The organism is Francisella hispaniensis FSC454 (assembly GCF_001885235.1).
Taxonomy (GTDB): domain Bacteria; phylum Pseudomonadota; class Gammaproteobacteria; order Francisellales; family Francisellaceae; genus Francisella; species Francisella hispaniensis.
Genome location: NZ_CP018093.1, coordinates 552263 through 572513, shown reverse-complemented (window position 1 = coordinate 572513; position 20251 = coordinate 552263). Strand labels below are relative to the sequence as shown.

Here is a 20251-nt window from a genome sequence, read left to right as displayed (position 1 = left end):
AAGAAAAACACTTAAATGCTTTATTATTATGGTAATCATAAATAAAACTTAATATTCCTTTAAGACCTCTATGTTTTATTTATTTGATCTAAAATATAACACGCATAAATATTTAATAAATTATCAAAAAATAATAGGTCCTAGTAAAAATTAATGCTTAATATAAAAACTTTTCACAGATATTAGCTATATTTTAAGTTTTAGCTAAGAATATTTTTGAATATATTCTAAGCTAAGTATTCTTTTTGCAGTTTTGATATCAAATAGTTTCAAAAAACAACTAATATTAGTTAATATCTATATTTGATTAAATTCATAATTTTAAAAATTAAATGCTTAAAGGAGTTCTACATGAATAAAAATTTCTATGAAAATATTAATACTAAGATACTAGAAATCAAACAGGCTGGCACATACAAAAGTGAAAGAATAATCGCAACACCACAAGAGCCTGTGATTAATCTAGAGAATGGTAAAACACTAATTAACTTCTGTGCAAATAATTATCTTGGCTTTGCAAATAATCCTGAAATAGTCTCTTATGCAAAAAACCATATTGAAGAATGTGGCTATGGTATGGCATCAGTTAGATTTATCTGTGGTACAAACTCTGTACATAAACAACTAGAAAAAGAATTAAGTGAGTTCTTCGAGTTTGAAGATACAATCCTATATCCTTCATGTTTTGATGCTAATGCTGGACTTTTTGAGACGCTTCTTACAAAAGAAGATGCTATCATAAGCGACTCTCTTAATCATGCTAGTATTATTGATGGTGTTAGATTGTGCAAGGCAATGCGTTTTAGATATAACAATAATGATATGCAAGACCTTGAAGCAAAACTTATAGAAGCTGATCAAGCTGGAGCAAGATTCAAAATGATTGCTACAGATGGTGTCTTCTCAATGGACGGTATTATTGCTGACTTGAAATCTATCTGTGACTTAGCTGATAAATATAATGCTATTGTTATGGTTGATGATTCTCACGCATCAGGCTTTGTTGGCAAAAATGGTAAAGGTTCAATTGAGCATTGTGATGTTATGGGTAGAGTTGATATCCTAACTGGTACTCTAGGCAAAGGATTAGGTGGTGCTTCAGGTGGATATATTTGTGCTAAAAAAGAAGTGGTAGATTTACTTAAAAATCTTTCTAGACCATACCTCTTCTCAAACTCACTTGCACCAATAATTGCCAAGACTTCTATAAAAGCATTAGAAATTACTAAAGGCTCGAATGAACTAAGAGAACAATTACAAGCTAACCAACAAAGGTTTAGATCGAAAATGACTGCTGCTGGATTTGATTTAATTCCAGGAGAACACCCTATTATTCCTGTAATGATATATGATGAGAAAAAAGCAGCTGAATTTGCTGATAAGCTACTAGATTATGGTATATATGTAATTGCTTTCTCATATCCAGTGGTACCTAAGGGTAAAGCAAGAATTAGAACACAAATGTCTGCTGCTCATACTTTTGAACAAATCGACAAAGCTGTTGATGGCTTTACAAAAGCTGCCAAAGAATTAGGTATTATATAGTTAATAGGAATCAAACTATGAAAGCACTTGCTAAATTGAAAAAAGAACCTGGTATTTGGATGATTGATGATGCGCCAATACCAGAATATGGCTACAATGATGTTTTGATTAAAATTAGAAAAACTGCAATTTGTGGTACTGACCTACATATCTATAATTGGGATAAATGGTCTCAAAATACCATACCTGTACCAATGATTACCGGACATGAATTTGCTGGTGAAGTTGTAGCTAAGGGAGATGGTGTTACAAGCGTAGATATCGGTGATAGAGTATCAGGTGAGGGCCATCTTGTATGTGGGCAATGTCGTAATTGCAGAGCAGGTAAACGCCATCTTTGTAGAAAAACTATAGGTATAGGCGTCAATGTACAAGGGGCTTTTGCTGAATATTTGGTTATGCCTGCTGTCAATGTTTTTAAAATCCCTGATTCTATCAGTGATGATATCGCTAGTACCTTTGATCCTATGGGCAATGCTATTCACACTGCTCTTTCTTTTAACTTAACTGGCGAAGATGTCCTTATAACTGGTGCTGGACCTATTGGTTTAATGGCTGTTAAAATAGCAAGATTCTGTGGTGCACGCAGAATAGTAATCACAGATATTAATGAGTATCGCCTACAAATGGCTAGGGATTTTGGTGCAACTGTCGCTTTGAATGTCGCTCCATTTAAGAATCAAGATGATCTAGTAAAACAAATGCGCAAAGTTATGTCTGAGATAGGTATGACAGAAGGATTTGACGTTGGTCTAGAAATGTCAGGAATTAACTCTGCGATCTCAATGATGCTTGATGTTATGAATCATGGTGGTAAATTATCACTTCTAGGCATATCTGCGGGTGATATCTCTGTTGACTGGGGAGCAATATTATTTAAAGGTCTAACTCTCAAAGGGATATATGGTAGAGAAATGTTTGAAACATGGTACTTAATGACTAGTATGCTCCAAGCTGGTATGGATATGAACCCTATTATTACACATCGACTTCATATTGATGAATACCAAAAAGGATTTGAGATAATGAAAAGTAGTCAATGTGGTAAAGTGATACTGGATTGGAGCAGCTAGAATGAAAAAGCCAGATTACTCAAATACTACAAAAATTGATATTCAGTGGGTATTTACTCTATTTGGTACAGCAATAGGTGCAGGGTTACTTTATCTACCTGTCCAAGCAGGAGATAGCGGTCTTTGGGCTTTTGTAACAGTACTTATTTTTGCTTTACCTTTGACGTATTACTCACATAAAAATATGTCAAATATTGTACTTTGCACAGATAATGGTGGTATTACAGATGTATTTACCCACAATCTTGGTAGATTTTTTGGGTTAACCTGTGTAGTGCTATATTTCTTTGCGATATTCCTAAATATGCCAATGTACTCTATTGGTCTAAATAGCGAACTAAGTAATTTTCTTTTAAACTATAATATTGTAAAGACTAATTTATCAACACATATATGGTTTAGTTTTAGTATTTTAGCTGTTTTATTGATAATAGTTTCTTTAGGTATCAATATAATTCTAAAGTTTATGCAGCTTATAGTTATACTATTGATTGTACTAGTAGTGACATTATCTATATATATAATACCTTACTGGAACTTTGAGTTTGTAACTGATAGTCATTTTGATACTCTTGGTTATATTACAGGTGTATTAATGGTATTACCGATTTTGATATTATCGATGAATCATTCGCCAGTTATTTCTAGTCTAGTAATTTTTTATCGTGACTATGTAAAAGTTGAGCGCTCACAAGAAAAATATAAAGTCTATAAAATACTTAAAATTAATGCGTTAGTTCTTTTTATATTTGTACTACTTTTTGTAACATCTTGCTTACTTAGCACTACTATACCGGATCTTAATAGAGCTAATACAAACAATTTATCAATAGTAACACTCATACAAGAGCAACATCCGGGAGCATTGCTGAATATCCTTGCGCCTATGATTGTTTTTACTGCTATTATTAGCTCATTTATAGGCTGTTACATAGGTTCAAAAGAAGCTTTAAAATATCTATTTAAATATTTTTTAAAAATATTTATAAAGTCGAAATTTCTGATTCACTAATAAATAAAATCTGTGTTGGATTAATATTTATAGTTCTTTGGATATGTACAATATGTAATTTTAAAATACTTAATATTATAGGTATATTAGTTGCCCCTACAGTAGCTTTTTTACTATATGTTTTACCTGTAATAATAATTTATAAAAATATTCACTGCAAAGATTACAGACGCGTAATATTAGACTCTATGTTATTTATAATGGGCTTAATAATTATATTTGGTTATGTAATAGGTTTACTTTTAAAGTAATTTATTAGCTTAATTGCCAATTAGCATACTCTAAATCATCTTTGGTTGTAATCTTGATATTTTTCTTTGAACATTCAACAACAATCGGGTTTATACCGAATATTTCTAAAGCTGATGCTTCATCAGTTACTTTATCAATAAGATTATTTGAGTAACAAAAATCAAAAGCTTTCTCTAACTGTCCAAGCCTAGATAACTGTGGTGTCTGAGCAAGCCAAATATTATTACGATCAAGTGTTTTGATAATTATATCCTTTGTAACTTGTTTAACTGTTTCAGAGGCTCTTACTGCTAAGATACCTGCTTGTGAATGTGATGCCTTAGTTCGCTCATACAAATCGATAATACTATCAATAACAACACACGGTCTGGCAGCATCATGAACAAAAACCCAATCATCACTTTTGCGTTGATCAATAGCTTTAAGAGCATTATAAACACTATTAAATCTAGTTTTACCACCACTACAGACTACTACTTTGTCATGATTATAATATAACGAATCATTCCAAAAATTATCAGTAGCAGCAATTGCAACAAATATCTTATCAAACAATGGATTATCAATAAACTTTGCTAAGGTATTATCAAGAATAGTCTTACCATTACTAAGTTTACAGTATTGTTTAGGAATATCTAACTGCATTCTAGTACCTATTCCAGCAGCTGGAATAATTACATATTTACTTGACACTGTAAAAAACTTCTCCTTGCTTGATTAGGCCCATATTCTCACGAGCTAAGCTTTCAAGCACCTCACTATTTTGACGTAATGAAACTACTTCAGAATATAATTGCGCATTAGTCTGAGATTTATTTTTAACTTCTTTTTGTTGATTGGCTACAGTTTTTTTTAGTGCTTGATACTTGATAAAACCTGTGTTACTAAACCACAGATCATATTGCAATATAGCAATTAGTAACAAAACTACCGAAATAAAAATGTAAAAAAAAGAATTAGACTTGATATCCATGAGATAATTATTCTTCTACTTGAACTACAACTTTCTCAGTTTGACTATCTTCTACAATAATTTCTTGAACATCCTCTTCCACTTCTTCATCAGAATTAAATACAAATGCTTTTATTCCAGGATAAATTGCATTTTCACCTAATTCCTCTTCGATCCTAAGTAACTGATTATATTTAGCTATACGATCAGATCTAGATAATGAGCCTGTTTTGATTTGCCCTGAACATGTCGCTACAGCCAAATCCGCAATAATAGTATCAGAAGTTTCACCTGAACGATGTGATACTACACAAGTGTATCCTGCTTGACCTGCCATTGCCATAGCTTCAAAAGTTTCTGTTAAAGTACCAATTTGATTTAGCTTAATCAAAATTGAGTTTGCAATACCTTTTTCGATACCTTTAGCAAGAATACTTGGATTAGTAACAAATAAATCATCACCAACTAATTGTACCTTGTTACCAAGCTTTTCAGTTAAAAGTTTCCAACCTTGCCAATCTTCTTCAGCAAGTCCATCTTCTATAGATACTATAGGATACTTCTCAACCCAAGCAGCGTAATAATCAATCATTTCTTCACTTGTTAATGACTTATTCTCTGACTTAAGCTCATATTTACCATCTTTGTAGAATTCACTACTTGCTGGATCTAGAGCGATAAATACATGTTTACCAGGCTCATAACCAGCTTCTTTAATCGCTTTTAATATAGCTTCTATAGCTGCTTCATTTGATGGTAGATCAGGAGCATAACCACCTTCATCACCAACACCAGCTACACTATAACCATCAGCAATTAGAACCTTTTTAAGTATATGGAAAACTTCTGTACCACATCTTAGAGCTTCTGAAAATGTATCAAAGCCAGCTGGAACAATCATAAACTCTTGCATATCGACATTATTATCAGCATGTGAACCACCATTAATGACATTCATCATCGGTACTGGCATTAGATATTCTTTGACATCCATTAGATAACGGTAAAAAGGTTTTCTAAGATGTGATGCTGCAGCTCTAGCAGTAGCTAATGAAACACCTAGAATTGCATTTGCACCTAGATTTTTCTTATTCTCAGAACCATCTAGCTCAATCATAGTTTTATCAATCAATCTTTGATCTAATGCATCTAAACCTTTAACTGCTTGAGCTATTTTAGTATTAACATTCTCAACAGCTTTATATACACTCTTACCTAGAAAAAGAGACTTATTGCCATCTCTTAACTCTAGGGCCTCTCTTATACCTGTAGAAGCACCAGAAGGTACAGCAGCACGACCAAAAGCACCGCTTTCCAAAACCACATCTACTTCAACTGTAGGATTACCACGCGAATCTAATATCTGTCTGGCAAAAACTTGTTTTATTTGTGACGACATAATTACAAACTCCTTAGATAAATTAAGTCTTTTATCAATTTTTCAAAAACTTTATCAATTATAAGCTAGCTATGTATGCTTTGCAATTTAATATACTTATTTGAAGATTATTCTTCAGATGATTTCTCTGAGATGATTTCCTGTGCCTCAGTGAAGTTAAGGCTTTCAGCAGTTGCTATTGTAAATGTAGCTGTATCTGTAGCGGATTTGCGCACTGATATTCTATATGCTGAGTACAAGCATAAACTAATACTTAGCAACGCTGTAATTATAAAAAATCCAAATGGTCCAAAAATAGACATTACGCCAGATATTACTATAGGGCTGATTACTGATCCTAAGCCATATGCGATTGTTAAAACGCCTATTGCTCCTAGTATTTCATGTTCACTAAGAAAATCACTTGCATGAGATATAGATAATGGATATATCACAAAAGCACTACCACCAAAAATAAACATAATTATGGCAAATATAAAATACGATGTATGAAAAGCAAATATAAATATTGAGGTAATAAAAATACCTGCTCCTGCTAGAAATATTACCTTACGTCTATCAATAAGATCTGATAATTTACCAATAGGTACTTGTAATAACATTCCTCCGAGAATCGTAGTCATCATTAATACCGATATCATGTCATGATCACTACCAACTCTTACTAAAAATATAGGCAATAAAGTATATATAGAACCTAATAGTGAACCGCCAATAACACTAGCAACCATTGCTAAAGGAACTTTTTTGATGATTTTAGCAGGAGAACAAATTTCTTCGGAGTGAGGGACAGGAGCAACTGTTTTTGTAAAAGCCATTAATACAATCGCAATACTGCATAATGATGATATGAAACAGTATGCTAACAATCCATTACTAAAGTGAATATTTATCATCAATTGTGACAATGCTTGTGTACCATAATATACAAAAAGATATATTGAAAAAATCAAACCTCTATTTTTTTTATCTGATGATAATATACACCAGCTCTCTATAATGATAAATAAGGCTGCTAATGAGTAGCCACAAAGAAATCTAAATAATATCCAAACTGCAACGCTTTTATCGGCACCAAGTATTAAGGTACTGATAGCCATAAGAGATGCAAACAGCACAAAAGCTCTTATATAACCTACTCGAATTATAGTAAACTGTGAAAAATAAGATCCTGCAGTCATACCAAAGAAATATGCTGCTGAAATTATACCAATCATTAAACTAGAGCGACCAAGATCATTTAGCTCAATAGACGAATAAGTTGTAAAAAAACCATTGCCAAATGATAATACACACATTGCGATTATTGGTGTGATAATAATAAATAAAGTCTGTCTAACGGTCACCGCTCTAACCTCCAAAGAAAGATATAATCAATACTGCAAATTATATAGAAAGCTTTTAATTAAGTTAAGCTAGTTATAGGAAAAGTTTTACAAAGAAATTTAATCAATCTTTTTTAATTTTATCCAGTTTATATAGCCATATAAAGCGTTTAATAAATAGATAAGCCACATAGCTAAAAATGCTATACCCTCACCTGTACCAGAAAAATATTGTTGCAACCAAATAATCGTCGAAAGAGTATTTATAATAATCCATAAAACCCATTGTTCAATATAGGCCTTGACCATTAATATAATAGCTACAACAGATACTATGCCAGTCAATGAATCAGCAATCAAACCAACCTGTTGGTTAAAATAACCTTTTAAAATAAAATTCCCATAGATGTACGCTGCAATAATTATAGCTATGATAAGATATGCTCTCTGCTTTACTGATAAATTTTTTGTAATGATATTATTATTCTCGCTAGTATTTTGTGGTTTTGTCCAAGTATATAAACCATAAAACTGCATAGGAAAAAAGAAAAAAGCAAAAAGTAAAAATTGCCCATAAATACCTTGTTCATAGCAAACATAAGCATAAGTAAGATTATTAATAAATGCAAAAAAATAATTAAGAATTTTACCTTTAGCTACTAGTAAAATATTTAGCATGCCCGTAACGGTAGCTATAGTAGTAATAACTAAATAATCGTTTGTCGTTAGAATGCTTATAATCCCTAGACTAGTTACAGAAATCACTAGCCACAATATTTCAAAAATATTCCAATCATTAAAAATATTTGAAAGCTTTATATTTTTAAATCCTCTGAAATAATTTGCTAATTGTGAAAAAAAATTATTGATAACTTGAGTAATCATACAACATGTTCCCAACTAAATTAACTTGCGACAAGCTCCATAGCTCCATAAATCCCTGCTTGATCTCCGAGCTTAGCTAACTTAAATTCGCATTCTGCATAAATATCAGCAAATGAATTTTTCATTGCTGCTCTTTTAATCTGATCAAGATATCTTTCACCAATAGCTTCCATAACACCTCCACCTAATATTACCATCGATGGATTTATCATATTTAAAGTACTCCCTAGACCTGTACCTAAATACTCCATAGCTTCACTTAATATATCCATAGCAATTTCATCTTGCTCATCTAATGCTTTTTTAATATGACTACTCTTTAGTTTACCGCTATTCTCGATCACTAGGTCAATCAAAGTGCTATGAACATTTTTCTTTGCTAAATTTTCTATTTTCTTTTCGATACCAACTTTACCAGCATAAGCTTCTAAGCATCCTTGCGAACCACAACCTGGACAATATGCGCCACCTTGCTTGATAATAGTATGCCCTAACTCAGCTGCTAAACCACTGTTTCCAGTATATAACTTACCATTAAGCACCAAACCGCCGCCGATACCAGTACCTACAAAGGCACCGATAATATCATCACAGCCAACACCTGCTCCATATTTAGCCTCACCTAAGACTCCAACATTTACATCATTATCTATCTCAGATTTGACAGCATATTTATCTTGTATAATTTGTTTTAGATTAACACCATTAATATTGATATTAACACTTCTGCGCACAACTGATGTTTTCTTATCTATAAGTCCAGCAACTCCTATACCAATACCTATTAGTTTTTTATTAGTTGGTATTTCTGCTATTAGCTTATCAATTACTTTAAATAATTGCCCAACCACAACTTCGGTTGCTTCTTTAGCTTTTGATTTAACTTTCGCTGTTGTGATTAGATTTTTATTTTCATCAAACAAGCCTGCAGCCATATTTGAGCCACCAATATCGACACCTATAAACATTACCAATTTCCTTCTAATCGATTAACTGCTATATCCATAGCACCATATACACCTGAATTATCGCCCAATGTCGCAATTTTTAGTTCACAAGCATCTAGCATCGTTTTGAAAGCATATTTTGAACATGTATGATAAATAGTATCTAAATATTTTTGTCCAACTGCTTCCATGATTCCACCACCAAATAAAACCATTGATGGATTTAAAAGATTAATATAATTTGCCACAGCAATTCCTAGATTAGACATTGCATCAGTCACTATATCTTCTGCAATTTTATCTTTAGCTGCTAAAGCTTTTTTAAGATGAGAACCTTTGAGCTTACCTTTATTTTCTAAAACAAAATCTATTAAGATGCTTTTTATACCTTTTTTATGCAAATTCATAAGTCTATTTTCAATACCAACTTTACCAGCATAAGTTTCTAAACACCCTTGTGAACCACAGCTCTGACAATAAGTCCCTTGGCTATTGATAGTTACATGTCCAACAGCACCAGCTCCACCTGTAACTCCATATAAAAATTGATTATTTATGACAAGACCGCCACCGATACCAGTACCGGCAAATATACCAACAATGTTTTGGTGACCTCTACCAGCACCATATTTCCACTCACCGATAACCCCAACATTAACATCGTTTTCGATAAATACTGGTACATTTGCAAACTTTTGGCTAATTTCTTGAGCAATATTTATACCATTAAGGTTTATATTAGCACTAAAATTTAAGACCCCTAATTTTGAATCAACAAAACCAGCAATACCAACTCCTATTGCTTTTATCTTATTTTTATTTGAACTATCAAGTAGTTTATTAATTACTTTGAAAATCTGCGCTAGAATTACATCAGGATCACTTTTGCCTTTTGATTTTACTTTGGCTGTCTTAAGTAGATTTTTATGTTCATCAAAAATTCCTGCTGAAATATTACTACCGCCAATATCTAAACCTAAATACATGATTAAACCTTTTCAAAAACAGCTATTGACTCAACATGCATTGTATGAGGAAACATATCCATTACACCGGCACTTATTAGTTTATAACCTTTGCTATTGACCAAAATACCAGCATCACGTGCTAAGGTGGCTGTATCACATGAAACATACACTATACGTACAACATTAAACTTTTCAATATTGCTACATAATTCTTGTGCACCTGCTCGAGGTGGGTCTAGAAGCATCTTGTTATATTCAAAATTATTAAACCATTCTTTATCCTCAAAGCTCTCAAAAAGGTTTGCCGCATAAAAATTAACATTTGTTATATTATTATTATCAGCAGTTTCTTTGGCTCTTTTGACCATCGTTGGCTCACCCTCTACGCCAATTACAGTTTTTGCATGCTGAGAAATTGGCAGTGTAAAGTTACCTAAACCACAGAATAAATCAATAATAGAGTCATTTTCTGATATACCTAAAAGCTCAATTGCTCTTTTTATCATTTTCCTATTAATATCATTATTAACTTGAGTAAAATCATTTGGCTCAAAACCAATATCTATTCCAGCAGCAGGCTGATAGCTTAGCTTTTTAGGCTCTACATCACCTTGTGGGTATAATCTAAAAATAGTATCTGGACCTTTTGATTGTAAATATATCCAATAATTATTTTCTTGTGCAAATGATCTTAGCTTTTCTAAGTCTTCATTTGTAAATGGTTCTAGATGACGCACAATCATAGCGGGTCTTGTATCATCTATTGCTATTTCTAATTGTGCTATATGTTGATATATAGATAACGTCTCTATAAATGAAGATATTTCTGTTATTTTGTCACCGACAAGGGGATTTAAAACAATACACTTATCTATATCTGCCAAGAACCTACCATTACGCTCTCTAAAGCCAACAAGAATTTTGCTTTTTTTGCTGACATACCTAACACCTAAACGTGCTTTATTACGATATCCTTCAGTATTACTTGTGCGTAGTGGTGGTAAAATATTCTCTGGCTCAACACCATTACCAATATATTTTAATTGATTTAGTAAAGTTTGTTGCTTATGCTCAATCTGCGCATCCGTAGACATATGTTGTAAGCTACAACCTCCACATACTTCAAAATGCTCACAAGGCGGATTAACTCTGCTAGATGATTTCTTTACATACTCAACGACTTTCGCTTCATCGAATTTTGATTTTGTGAATGTATATTCAAATTTAACTACTTCACCAGGTAATGTAAAAGGTATAAAAGTAGTTTTACCATCAACTTTTGCAATACCTCTACCATCATGACTTAATGCTGTAATTTCAGCCTCAAAGATTCCCTCTTTTAGCTTATTATGACGTCTAGATCTTCCCATAAATGATTAAACAAAAAAATATTACGACAATTGTATTTAATTCAAATCACAAATACAACTTAATAACAAAACTTAGCATTGGCTTTTATTATTTTAGATTAATAGCTTTATTGTCATATGCTGCAACATGACCTGGAGCAAACTGATAAACCCCAGCTTTTGAATGTGAAAAAATCATATCTATCTTACCACTATTTGCTAAACCTGGTATTTTTTGTGGATATAAAGCAAACTCAACCTTAGCTAATGAAGATGATAAAACCTCTATTTGTCCTTTTTGAGGTTTAGTATCTAAAGGTTTAGTTGGACCATATGCTCCGCCAATATTTGCAAAAACATCGTAATGTACATCTTGAGATTGAGATTTTTGTGGCACAAATATAAACATATTCGAACCCTTCATAGACTTAGCTCCAAAGCCAGCAGCAAACCAACCACTACCTTTTTCTTGCCATTGTGTATTTTTATTAAGATTAACTTCTAAAATACCACAAATATGACTTTTATATTGTGAATATTTAAAAGTCATATCTCTCATATTAATAATTTGATATTTTAAGTCATTAGGACATATTGAATCTTTTGTATAATCCGCATAGGATACTGAACAAATGCCTAATGATAATAACAATGAACTTAGCAATACTTTTTTCATGAAATCTCCTAACAAAACTATATATACAAATTCTAGCACACAAAAGCTTAATTATTATTACAGATAAATTTAAACATGAAAATATTAGACATAAAAAAAGCGACCTAAGTCGCTTTTCAAATCATGGTGGGTGCTGAGGGGTTCGAACCCCCGACCCTCGCCTTGTAAGGGCGATGCTCTCCCAGCTGAGCTAAGCACCCGATAGCAAAGAATTATATAGAGCTTTTAATACAAGTCAAGGATTTTTTCAAAAGATTGAAAAATTATCCTTCTATCTCATTTCTTAAGATTTGTTCTGGGGTAATTTCTGACTCAGCAATTTCTCTTAAAGCTACAACTGTAGCCTTTTCTTTTTTTTCATTCTCCATAGATTCAGAGTAGCCATTTTTTAGTATTTTATTTGCTCGCATAGAAGCTAAAACTACTAAATCAAATCTTGTTTCTACTTTATCTAAGCAATCTTCTACTGTTACTCTAGCCATTTTTCACTCCATTTTTTTTCAATAATTGTCTTACTTTATTATATATTATATCAATTACGGTTTTATTTTGCGCACCATCAGGAATTATAATATCTGCTTTTCTCTTTGATGGCTCAATAAACTTGATGTGCATCGGTCGCACTGTTTCTAGATACTGATTTATAACACTCTCAACACTTCTGCCTCTTTCATTTTGATCACGCATCAGGCGCCTAATAAAACACAAGTCAGCAGGTGTATCCATGTATACCTTAAAATCCATCATCTTTAATAATTTACGATCATTAAAAAGCATAATTCCTTCTAGTATAATTACACTTACACCACCAGCAATTTTCTCGGCTTTTTCTTCAATCCTTGAATGAGTAGTGTAATCGTAATGAGGAATATAGATATCATTGCCTTGAACTAGATTACTTAAATCTTTTCTTAATAACTTATGATCGAAAGCATCTGGATGATCATAGTTTATTTTACAAGCCTCTTCAAAACCAACCATCTCTCCCCAGTTTTTATAATATCTATCTTCAGAAATTACCGCAATTTTATTTAAATGCTTTGATTTTAATTTCTTAATGATAGCATTCGAAAATAATGTTTTACCTGAGCCAGAACCACCAACTATACCTATTATAAAAACATCGCCTTTACCAGCCATTATTTATATCCTATAGTTCTATTTTTGGTTGACTTTTTACTAAATGATCAAGCTCTTTTAGCAAACTTAGAAATTCTTTTATTTTATACATTGGGAACGAATTAGGACCATCACTTTTTGCCTCATCAGGGTTTGGATGAGTTTCCATAAAAAGTCCATCTATACCAACAGCCATAGCTGCTTTTGATAAAACTGGTACAAACTCTCTCTGTCCACCAGAGGAGCTACCTTGCCCTCCTGGTAATTGCACCGAATGAGTAGCATCAAATACTACAGGACATCCTGTAGCTTTCATAATCTCAAGTGAACGCATATCTGAAACTAGATTGTTATAACCAAAACTCACTCCTCTTTCACAAACCATAATTTGCTGATTGCCTGTAGATTTAGCTTTGGCTACTACATTCTGCATATCCCAAGGAGCTAAGAACTGACCTTTTTTGATATTTACAGGTTTTCCTTGCTTACAAACCTCAACGATAAAGTTTGTTTGTCGGCATAAAAAGGCCGGAGTTTGTAACACATCAACAACTTCAGCAACCTCAGCAAACGGTGTATCTTCATGAACATCTGTAACAACAGGTATATTATAAGTTTTTTTAACCTTTGCTAAAATTTCAAGACCTTTATCTACACCTAACCCTCTAAAACTGTTTATAGATGAGCGATTAGCTTTATCAAATGATGATTTATAAACAAAGTTTATTCCGAGATCATTAGTTACTTCAGTAAGATACCCAGCAGTATCCATAGCCATTTGTTCAGATTCAATAACACAAGGCCCTGACATTAAGAAAAATGGCTTACCATTTCCTACTTCAAAATTAGCAATTTTCATAAGATTTTTATTTAAACACACTTGCAATAATTATACCGAAAAAGATGAACCACAGCCACAAGTAGTTTTCGCATTTGGGTTTCTAATTACAAAGTATGCGCCTTCGACATCATCTTTGTAGTCAACATCAGCACCAACCAAATACTGAAAACTCATAGAATCTACTAAAAGACGAACACCATTTTTAGTAATAATCATATCATCTTCTTTTACTTCATTATCAAAAGCAAAAGCATATTGAAAGCCAGAACAACCCCCACCGGTGATATATACTCTAAGGCTAAGAGAATTATCACCCTCTTCTTCAATTAGTTCTTTGACCTTTAAAGAAGCAGCCTCTGTAAAATTTATCGGATCAACGCTTTGAACTTCTTCACTCATAATAATTACCTCGCTACAAGAGAAAGTTTAACTCATAATAATTACCTCGCTACAAGAAGAGAAAGTTTAACTCTACCACCTCTATCAATATTTTGAACCAAAACTTCTAAGCCTTGACCTTCTACTAACGAGTTAGTTTTCATGCCAGCTTGTTCAATTTCAGAGAATGGCAAATATCCATCTTGACTACCAAGAAGATTAACAAATGCCCCAGAATCTAAAAGCTTAACTATTTTACCCTTGTAAACTTGCCCTTCTTCTACTTCTGCAACAATTTCCTCTATCATCGCTACAGCCATATCCATAGATTTTTTGTCTTTAGCAAAAACCTTAACCTCACCTGAATCACTAGTATCAATTTGTGCCCCAGTCTTCTCGATTATACCTTTTACAGTAGCACCTCCTCGACCAACAACATCTTTAATCTTAGCTGGATTAATATTCATCACATGAATTTGTGGCGCAACATCAGATACTGCTTCTTTGTGTTCTTTTATTACTTCATTCATGATTCCTAGAATATGTAATCTACCAACCCTTGCCTGCTCTAGAGCTTGCTCAAGAATTTCTCTTGAGATACCCTTGATTTTAATATCCATTTGTAATGCTGTAACACCATATCTAGTACCAGCAACTTTAAAATCCATATCGCCTAAATGATCTTCATCGCCTAGAATATCTGATAACACAGCATATTTTGCACCATCTTTAATAAGTCCCATAGCAATACCTGCTACTGGCTCAGCAATTGGTACACCAGCATCCATCATTGATAAAGAAGAACCACATACTGTCGCCATAGAGCTTGAACCATTTGACTCTAGAATTTCAGAGACAACTCGAACAACATAAGGATATGCTTCTTCATTAGGAAATACTGCTTGAGTCGCACGCTTAGCTAGGTTAGCATGACCAATCTCACGACGCTTTGGAGCCATACCAACCATACCACATTCTCCTACTGAGTATGGTGGAAAGTTATAATGCAACATATAACGGCACTTCTCTATACCATCTAAAGATTCTACAAGCTGTGCATCTCTATCACTGCCTAAAGTAGTTACAACTAAAGCTTGAGTCTCACCACGTGTAAATAAAGCAGAGCCGTGTACACCTGGCAAAACACCTATTTTGACATTAATAGGTCGAATAGTCTCGGTACATCTACCGTCTATTCTTGGCTTACCTTCAAGAATATTTGATCTTACAAGATCTTTTTCAATATCATGGAAAGCTTCTAATATTTCTTTTTCAGTATATTCATTACCATCAACATCACTAGAAAAAATATACTCTAGAACATTTTTTCTAATCACATTAAGTTTTAAGTTTCTTTCTTGCTTTGATGCTATAGTATAAGCGTTCTTAATTTCACCAAAAAATTGTGACTTAATTTGTGATTTAAGAAACTTATTGATTTGATATATAGAATATTCTATACGTGGCTTAGATGCAACTTTAGCAAGTCTATTAATCGAGTTAATAATAGTTTTTAAATGCTTGTGCGCATATAAGATCCCACCAAGCATAACAGACTCTGGAAGGCTGTTAGCTTCAGACTCAACCATTAAAATAGCATCATCTGTTCCAGAAACTACTAGATCCAAATCAGAATCTTTTAAATCCTGCTTATTTGGATTAAGAATATACTTACCACTTGTATAACCCACTCTTACACCAGCAACAACATCATCATAAGGTGCTCCAGATATTGCTAAAGATGCCGAAGCACCTATTAAGGCTAATATATCAGGCGAAAAGGCCCCATCATAAGATAAAACCGTAGCAACGATTTGAATCTCATTAAAAAATCCATCTGGAAATGATGGTCTTATAGATCGATCTATTAATCTAGAAATAAGAATCTGTTCTTCAGAAGGTCTACCTTCTCTTCTTAAAAAACCGCCCGGTATTTTACCAGCAGCGTAAGTTTTCTCTAAATAGTGCACTGATAACGGAAAAAAGTCAGCACCATCAGCTACTGATTTCTTAACTACTGTAGTTACCAATACAACATTATTCCCACAACTTACAGTTACTGACCCATCTGCTTGACGTGCCATACCACCTGTTTCAAGAACTATTTCTTTGTTACCTAGCTCAAAGACTTCTCTAAATATTTTCACAGTTTAACCTTATTTTTTGAATTTAATGATGTAAGAACGATTAAGATGAAATTTATTATCTACGTATATTTAATTTCTTGATTAGACTACGGTATCTTTCAACATCTTTATCATGTAGATAGTCTAATAACTTACGACGTTGACTTACTAATCTTAAAAGACCTCTTCTTGAGTGATTGTCTTTTTTATGAGTCTCAAAATGACCTTGTAAATCATTAATTCTAGCAGTTAAAAGAGCCACTTGCACTTCTGGCGATCCAGTATCGCCTTCTGCTAATTGATTTTCTTTAATTATTTTTTGTTTATCTTGAGTTGTTAACATAAATTTACTCCATTTGTCTTGATTAAATTAACATATAGCAAACCGCACAAAGGAACAGTTTACCAATAGGTGATTATATACTATAACTATAAAAAAACAAAGAGTTTAGTTGGTAATCTTATCTGGCTTAACACCTAGTATTTGTAAGCTATTTAATGCAACATCCGCAAAAACTGGCGCAGCTACAGAACCGCCACCATATTGATCACCTTTAGGATCTTTGATTGTCACGACTATAGCTAGTTTAGGATCAGTTGCGGGAACAATACCAACGAAACTTGCTAAATATTTTGCTCCATAACTACCACCAGAAAGCATCCTAGCTGTACCTGTTTTGCCAGCAACATGATAAAGAGGAATTTGCGCTTTAGAACCAGTTCCTCCTAGGTCTTCAACTACGGACTGCATCATACTTATCATTTCTTTTGAATTCTTCTCTGATATGATAGGTCTTGTTTCGATCTCTTCTCCAGGTCTTCTTTTTAGGATAGTTGGCTTGGATGTACTGACCATTATTAGCAATTGCAGATACACCAGCTATTAGCTGCAAATCAGTAGCATTCATACCATAACCAAAAGATAATGTCGCTAGTTGGAAATCACCCCATTTATCTTTAGTTGGAACATAACCATCTCTTTCACCAGGTAGTTTTATCCCAGTCTTACTACCAAAACCAAAATTTCTTAATGATGACTCTAATATACTTGGCTCTGTCAAACCTAAAATCATCTTCGAGATACCAACGTTACTAGATTTCATTAAGATATGTCTTAGATTAATATCACCATAATCTCTCTCATCTCTTACTGTGTTTTTACCGATACGATAGAATCCTGGATGATGAGTATCAATTACAGGCTCATCTGCAGTTACATTATCACCATAAGTTAGAGCTGTCGCTGCTGCAAAAGTTTTCATTACCGAACCTAACTCATAGACATCTGTAATAGCTCTATTTCTTCTCCTATCAGGATAGGCATCAGCCATACTGTTAGGATTATACGAAGGATAATTTGCCATTGCTAATATCTCGCCAGTATGAATATCTTCAACTATCACAGAACCTGCTTCAGAGTTAGTCCTAATAACTCCTTCTTTGAGATATTTATATGCAATATATTGTAGCCTAGAGTCAATACTTATTTGTAGATTATGACCATTCTTAGGATCAACATATTTATCCTCAACCTTAGAAGCAACTCCACCATGAAGATCTTTTTTGTATTCAAAATAGCCATCTTGACCACTTAAAAACTTATTAAACTCAAGTTCTAAACCCTCTTGCCCTTTACCATCAACATTAGTGAAACCTACAATATGTGATGCCACCTCAGCCATTGGATAATAACGTTTAAACTCTCTTATTACATGAATACCTGTAACATCAAGATCCTTAACTTTTTGTGATAAATATGGTTGAACCTTTCTCTCAATATAGACAAAACCACTTCTTCCTTCTCTAACCTTAACTTGTCTTTTTATTTTTTCTCTAGTTTTTTCAGATAGATTCAAGATATCCATAATTTTATTTAGCTCGGGGCTATCGGCACTAACATAAAAAGGATCAACCCAAATTGTATCAACAGGAGTACTTATTGCCAAAGGATTACCATTTCTATCAACAATTATCCCTCTGTACGCTTTTATATCTATACTTCTATCACTGCGGTTATCCCCTTCTTGCTTAAGTTTAGGGTATTGAACAGTTTCCATATAGATAAGCTTAACAAATAAAATAATAAAGCTAAGCAACAGCAAAATTATTATAACAAGATGACGCAGTTTTGGTCGATAACTACTCATCATTTAACTCCTCTTTTTGCTCGCTTAAAAAACCTATATTTTTACGTGTTGGCAATGCCATTTTTTCTTTTTGAGCAAACCTTTCTACAGCATTTGGTGTTGCTAAAGAGCCATATTCTAATACAATCTGACTCCATTGTTCATCCAATCTAGTATCCTCAAGAATTAGATTTTTTTGCTCATTTAATTGCAATTTATATTCAAAACGCACAACTATAAGACTAAATGCAGTAATAAGTAATATAAACAATAATCCAAAACTTATCCCAACCGTTTTTTTTAAGAAACTATTTTTAAGTGATTCGAATAACCTTATCCTTATTTGACGGTTTGTTAACATCATAGTTTTTCGACCACCCTTAAGATAGCGCTTCTTGAACGAACATTTTGATTAAGTTCATCATCATTAGCTTTGGCTTTTTTTGTAATCCATTTTAGTTTTGTCTGGCTACTATCTTGCGGTAACATCTTTGTAATTCTGTTAAGCTCTTGTTTTGGGTTTATAAGCGCGCTAAATTTTTGTTTCACAATCCTATCTTCTAATGAATGAAAAGATATTGCAGCTATCCTACCACCAGCTTTAATAACTGCTAAAATATTTTCCAGCAAAGCTTCTAAATCCTTAAGTTCATTATTGACATAAATCCTCAAAGCTTGGAAACAGCGCGTTGCTGGATTTTTCTTTTCTCTCTTACCAATAGTCATACGAATAAGTTCTGCAAGTTCTAGTGTGGTGTTAATACTGCCATTTTGTTGGATATAATCCTTTATACGCAATGCTATTTTTCTTGCGAAACGCTCCTCACCATAAACTTTAAATATATAACTTAGTTCATCTACTAATAAAACTTCTAAAGCTTGGCTAGCTGTAATACCTTTAGAAACATCCATACGCATATCAAGTGGACCATCATGCATAAAACTAAAGCCTCTAGCAGCATTATCTAATTGTGGTGAAGATACTCCAAGATCCATAATTATGCCATCAATTTTACCAAGAAGGTTATGCTGTAAACAGTAATCATAAATACTAGCAAAACTTGCATGAACTATCTCAAAATTACTAAACTGGAATTTTTGATTAGCATAACTGATAGCATCAAGATCTTTATCAAAAGCTATTAAACGCCCTGTAGTGAGCTTATCTAAAATAGCTTTTGAATGTCCACCTCTGCCAAAAGTTGCATCAATATAGATACCTTGAGGATTAATATTCAAATCGTTAATAGACTCTTGCAATAATACTGAATAATGCAT

Annotated in this window: 19 protein-coding genes, 1 tRNA gene and 2 pseudogenes; 3 read left to right on the top strand and 19 right to left on the bottom strand. The window is 33.0% G+C overall.

Annotated elements, in window-relative coordinates:
- The first annotated feature begins 351 nt into the window (after nt 1–351).
- From FSC454_RS02835 to FSC454_RS02825, 3 genes and pseudogenes are all read left to right on the top strand, one after another.
- Complete coding sequence (locus FSC454_RS02835; protein WP_066045007.1) at nt 352–1545, top strand: glycine C-acetyltransferase; 1194 nt, start codon at nt 352–354, stop codon at nt 1543–1545.
- 17 nt (nt 1546–1562) lie between these two features.
- Nucleotides 1563–2618 carry an L-threonine 3-dehydrogenase gene (gene tdh, locus FSC454_RS02830; protein WP_066045005.1) on the top strand — a complete coding sequence of 352 codons (1056 nt, stop codon included), beginning with the start codon at nt 1563–1565 and terminating at the stop codon, nt 2616–2618.
- 1 nt (nt 2619) lies between these two features.
- Nucleotides 2620–3881 (top strand): annotated as a pseudogene (locus tag FSC454_RS02825) (amino acid permease).
- 4 nt (nt 3882–3885) lie between these two features.
- Here FSC454_RS02825 and ispD read toward each other — a convergent pair.
- From ispD to rsmH, 19 genes and pseudogenes are all read right to left on the bottom strand, one after another.
- Nucleotides 3886–4575, bottom strand: a complete 690-nt coding sequence (gene ispD / locus FSC454_RS02820) for a 2-C-methyl-D-erythritol 4-phosphate cytidylyltransferase (protein WP_066045002.1) — start codon at nt 4573–4575, stop codon at nt 3886–3888.
- Nucleotides 4565–4855: an FtsB family cell division protein gene (locus FSC454_RS02815; protein ID WP_014547878.1), complete on the bottom strand. Its 291-nt coding sequence runs from the start codon at nt 4853–4855 to the stop codon at nt 4565–4567. Before FSC454_RS02815 ends, ispD begins: the two co-directional genes overlap by 11 nt.
- Before the next feature lie 7 nt (nt 4856–4862).
- A complete protein-coding gene (gene eno, locus FSC454_RS02810; RefSeq protein WP_014547877.1) occupies nt 4863–6233 on the bottom strand; it encodes a phosphopyruvate hydratase in 1371 nt (456 codons plus the stop codon).
- A gap of 107 nt (nt 6234–6340) precedes the next feature.
- On the bottom strand, nt 6341–7594 hold the full coding sequence (locus FSC454_RS02805; protein ID WP_156470843.1) for an MFS transporter: 1254 nt from the start codon (nt 7592–7594) through the stop codon (nt 6341–6343).
- A gap of 84 nt (nt 7595–7678) precedes the next feature.
- Complete coding sequence (gene pnuC / locus FSC454_RS02800; protein ID WP_082810680.1) at nt 7679–8443, bottom strand: nicotinamide riboside transporter PnuC; 765 nt, start codon at nt 8441–8443, stop codon at nt 7679–7681.
- Nucleotides 8444–8463: 20 nt separating this feature from the next.
- The gene (locus tag FSC454_RS02795; RefSeq protein ID WP_066044998.1) at nt 8464–9411 is read right to left on the bottom strand and encodes an ROK family protein; all 948 of its coding nucleotides are present in this window, start codon (nt 9409–9411) and stop codon (nt 8464–8466) included.
- Nucleotides 9411–10376: an ROK family protein gene (locus tag FSC454_RS02790; protein ID WP_066044996.1), complete on the bottom strand. Its 966-nt coding sequence runs from the start codon at nt 10374–10376 to the stop codon at nt 9411–9413. Before FSC454_RS02790 ends, FSC454_RS02795 begins: the two co-directional genes overlap by 1 nt.
- Before the next feature lie 2 nt (nt 10377–10378).
- Entirely contained in the window at nt 10379–11728 is a 1350-nt protein-coding gene (gene rlmD / locus FSC454_RS02785; protein WP_066044994.1) for a 23S rRNA (uracil(1939)-C(5))-methyltransferase RlmD, read from the bottom strand.
- Between the two features lie 88 nt (nt 11729–11816).
- On the bottom strand, nt 11817–12383 hold the full coding sequence (locus FSC454_RS02780) for a hypothetical protein (protein ID WP_066044992.1): 567 nt from the start codon (nt 12381–12383) through the stop codon (nt 11817–11819).
- 124 nt (nt 12384–12507) lie between these two features.
- Nucleotides 12508–12583, bottom strand: a tRNA-Val gene (locus FSC454_RS02775).
- A 63-nt stretch (nt 12584–12646) separates the two neighbouring features.
- A complete protein-coding gene (rpoZ, locus tag FSC454_RS02770) occupies nt 12647–12865 on the bottom strand; it encodes a DNA-directed RNA polymerase subunit omega (RefSeq protein WP_003019409.1) in 219 nt (72 codons plus the stop codon).
- Nucleotides 12858–13523 (bottom strand): uridine kinase, encoded by a 666-nt coding sequence (udk, locus tag FSC454_RS02765; protein ID WP_014547869.1) that lies wholly within the window; start codon nt 13521–13523, stop codon nt 12858–12860. Before udk ends, rpoZ begins: the two co-directional genes overlap by 8 nt.
- 10 nt (nt 13524–13533) lie before the next feature.
- Nucleotides 13534–14361 (bottom strand): 3-deoxy-8-phosphooctulonate synthase, encoded by an 828-nt coding sequence (gene kdsA, locus FSC454_RS02760; RefSeq protein WP_066044990.1) that lies wholly within the window; start codon nt 14359–14361, stop codon nt 13534–13536.
- A 30-nt stretch (nt 14362–14391) separates the two neighbouring features.
- Nucleotides 14392–14742: an iron-sulfur cluster insertion protein ErpA gene (gene erpA, locus FSC454_RS02755; RefSeq protein WP_014547867.1), complete on the bottom strand. Its 351-nt coding sequence runs from the start codon at nt 14740–14742 to the stop codon at nt 14392–14394.
- 41 nt (nt 14743–14783) lie between these two features.
- Nucleotides 14784–16868: a polyribonucleotide nucleotidyltransferase gene (gene pnp / locus FSC454_RS02750; RefSeq protein WP_071794766.1), complete on the bottom strand. Its 2085-nt coding sequence runs from the start codon at nt 16866–16868 to the stop codon at nt 14784–14786.
- A gap of 55 nt (nt 16869–16923) precedes the next feature.
- On the bottom strand, nt 16924–17190 hold the full coding sequence (gene rpsO, locus FSC454_RS02745) for a 30S ribosomal protein S15 (protein ID WP_014547865.1): 267 nt from the start codon (nt 17188–17190) through the stop codon (nt 16924–16926).
- A 105-nt stretch (nt 17191–17295) separates the two neighbouring features.
- Nucleotides 17296–18994, bottom strand: a pseudogene (locus FSC454_RS02740) (peptidoglycan D,D-transpeptidase FtsI family protein).
- Complete coding sequence (gene ftsL, locus FSC454_RS02735) at nt 18987–19337, bottom strand: cell division protein FtsL (RefSeq protein ID WP_066044985.1); 351 nt, start codon at nt 19335–19337, stop codon at nt 18987–18989. Before ftsL ends, FSC454_RS02740 begins: the two are co-directional and overlap by 8 nt.
- Nucleotides 19334–20251, bottom strand: a complete 918-nt coding sequence (rsmH, locus tag FSC454_RS02730) for a 16S rRNA (cytosine(1402)-N(4))-methyltransferase RsmH (RefSeq protein WP_066044983.1) — start codon at nt 20249–20251, stop codon at nt 19334–19336. Before rsmH ends, ftsL begins: the two co-directional genes overlap by 4 nt.

Bases quoted from the DNA above. Each gene is read 5' to 3' on its own strand.
- ftsL (WP_066044985.1), bottom strand. From the start codon at position 19,337: ATGATGTTAACAAACCGTCAAATAAGGATAAGGTTATTCGAATCACTT.
- pnuC (WP_082810680.1), bottom strand. From the start codon at position 8,443: ATGATTACTCAAGTTATCAATAATTTTTTTTCACAATTAGCAAATTAT.
- rsmH (WP_066044983.1), bottom strand. From the start codon at position 20,251: ATGCATTATTCAGTATTATTGCAAGAGTCTATTAACGATTTGAATATT.
- FSC454_RS02815 (WP_014547878.1), bottom strand. From the start codon at position 4,855: ATGGATATCAAGTCTAATTCTTTTTTTTACATTTTTATTTCGGTAGTT.
- kdsA (WP_066044990.1), bottom strand. From the start codon at position 14,361: ATGAAAATTGCTAATTTTGAAGTAGGAAATGGTAAGCCATTTTTCTTA.
- tdh (WP_066045005.1), top strand. From the start codon at position 1,563: ATGAAAGCACTTGCTAAATTGAAAAAAGAACCTGGTATTTGGATGATT.
- FSC454_RS02790 (WP_066044996.1), bottom strand. From the start codon at position 10,376: ATGTATTTAGGTTTAGATATTGGCGGTAGTAATATTTCAGCAGGAATT.
- FSC454_RS02795 (WP_066044998.1), bottom strand. From the start codon at position 9,411: ATGTTTATAGGTGTCGATATTGGTGGCTCAAATATGGCTGCAGGCTTG.
- rpoZ (WP_003019409.1), bottom strand. From the start codon at position 12,865: ATGGCTAGAGTAACAGTAGAAGATTGCTTAGATAAAGTAGAAACAAGA.
- udk (WP_014547869.1), bottom strand. From the start codon at position 13,523: ATGGCTGGTAAAGGCGATGTTTTTATAATAGGTATAGTTGGTGGTTCT.
- FSC454_RS02780 (WP_066044992.1), bottom strand. From the start codon at position 12,383: ATGAAAAAAGTATTGCTAAGTTCATTGTTATTATCATTAGGCATTTGT.
- FSC454_RS02835 (WP_066045007.1), top strand. From the start codon at position 352: ATGAATAAAAATTTCTATGAAAATATTAATACTAAGATACTAGAAATC.
- rlmD (WP_066044994.1), bottom strand. From the start codon at position 11,728: ATGGGAAGATCTAGACGTCATAATAAGCTAAAAGAGGGAATCTTTGAG.
- rpsO (WP_014547865.1), bottom strand. From the start codon at position 17,190: ATGTTAACAACTCAAGATAAACAAAAAATAATTAAAGAAAATCAATTA.
- eno (WP_014547877.1), bottom strand. From the start codon at position 6,233: ATGTCGTCACAAATAAAACAAGTTTTTGCCAGACAGATATTAGATTCG.
- erpA (WP_014547867.1), bottom strand. From the start codon at position 14,742: ATGAGTGAAGAAGTTCAAAGCGTTGATCCGATAAATTTTACAGAGGCT.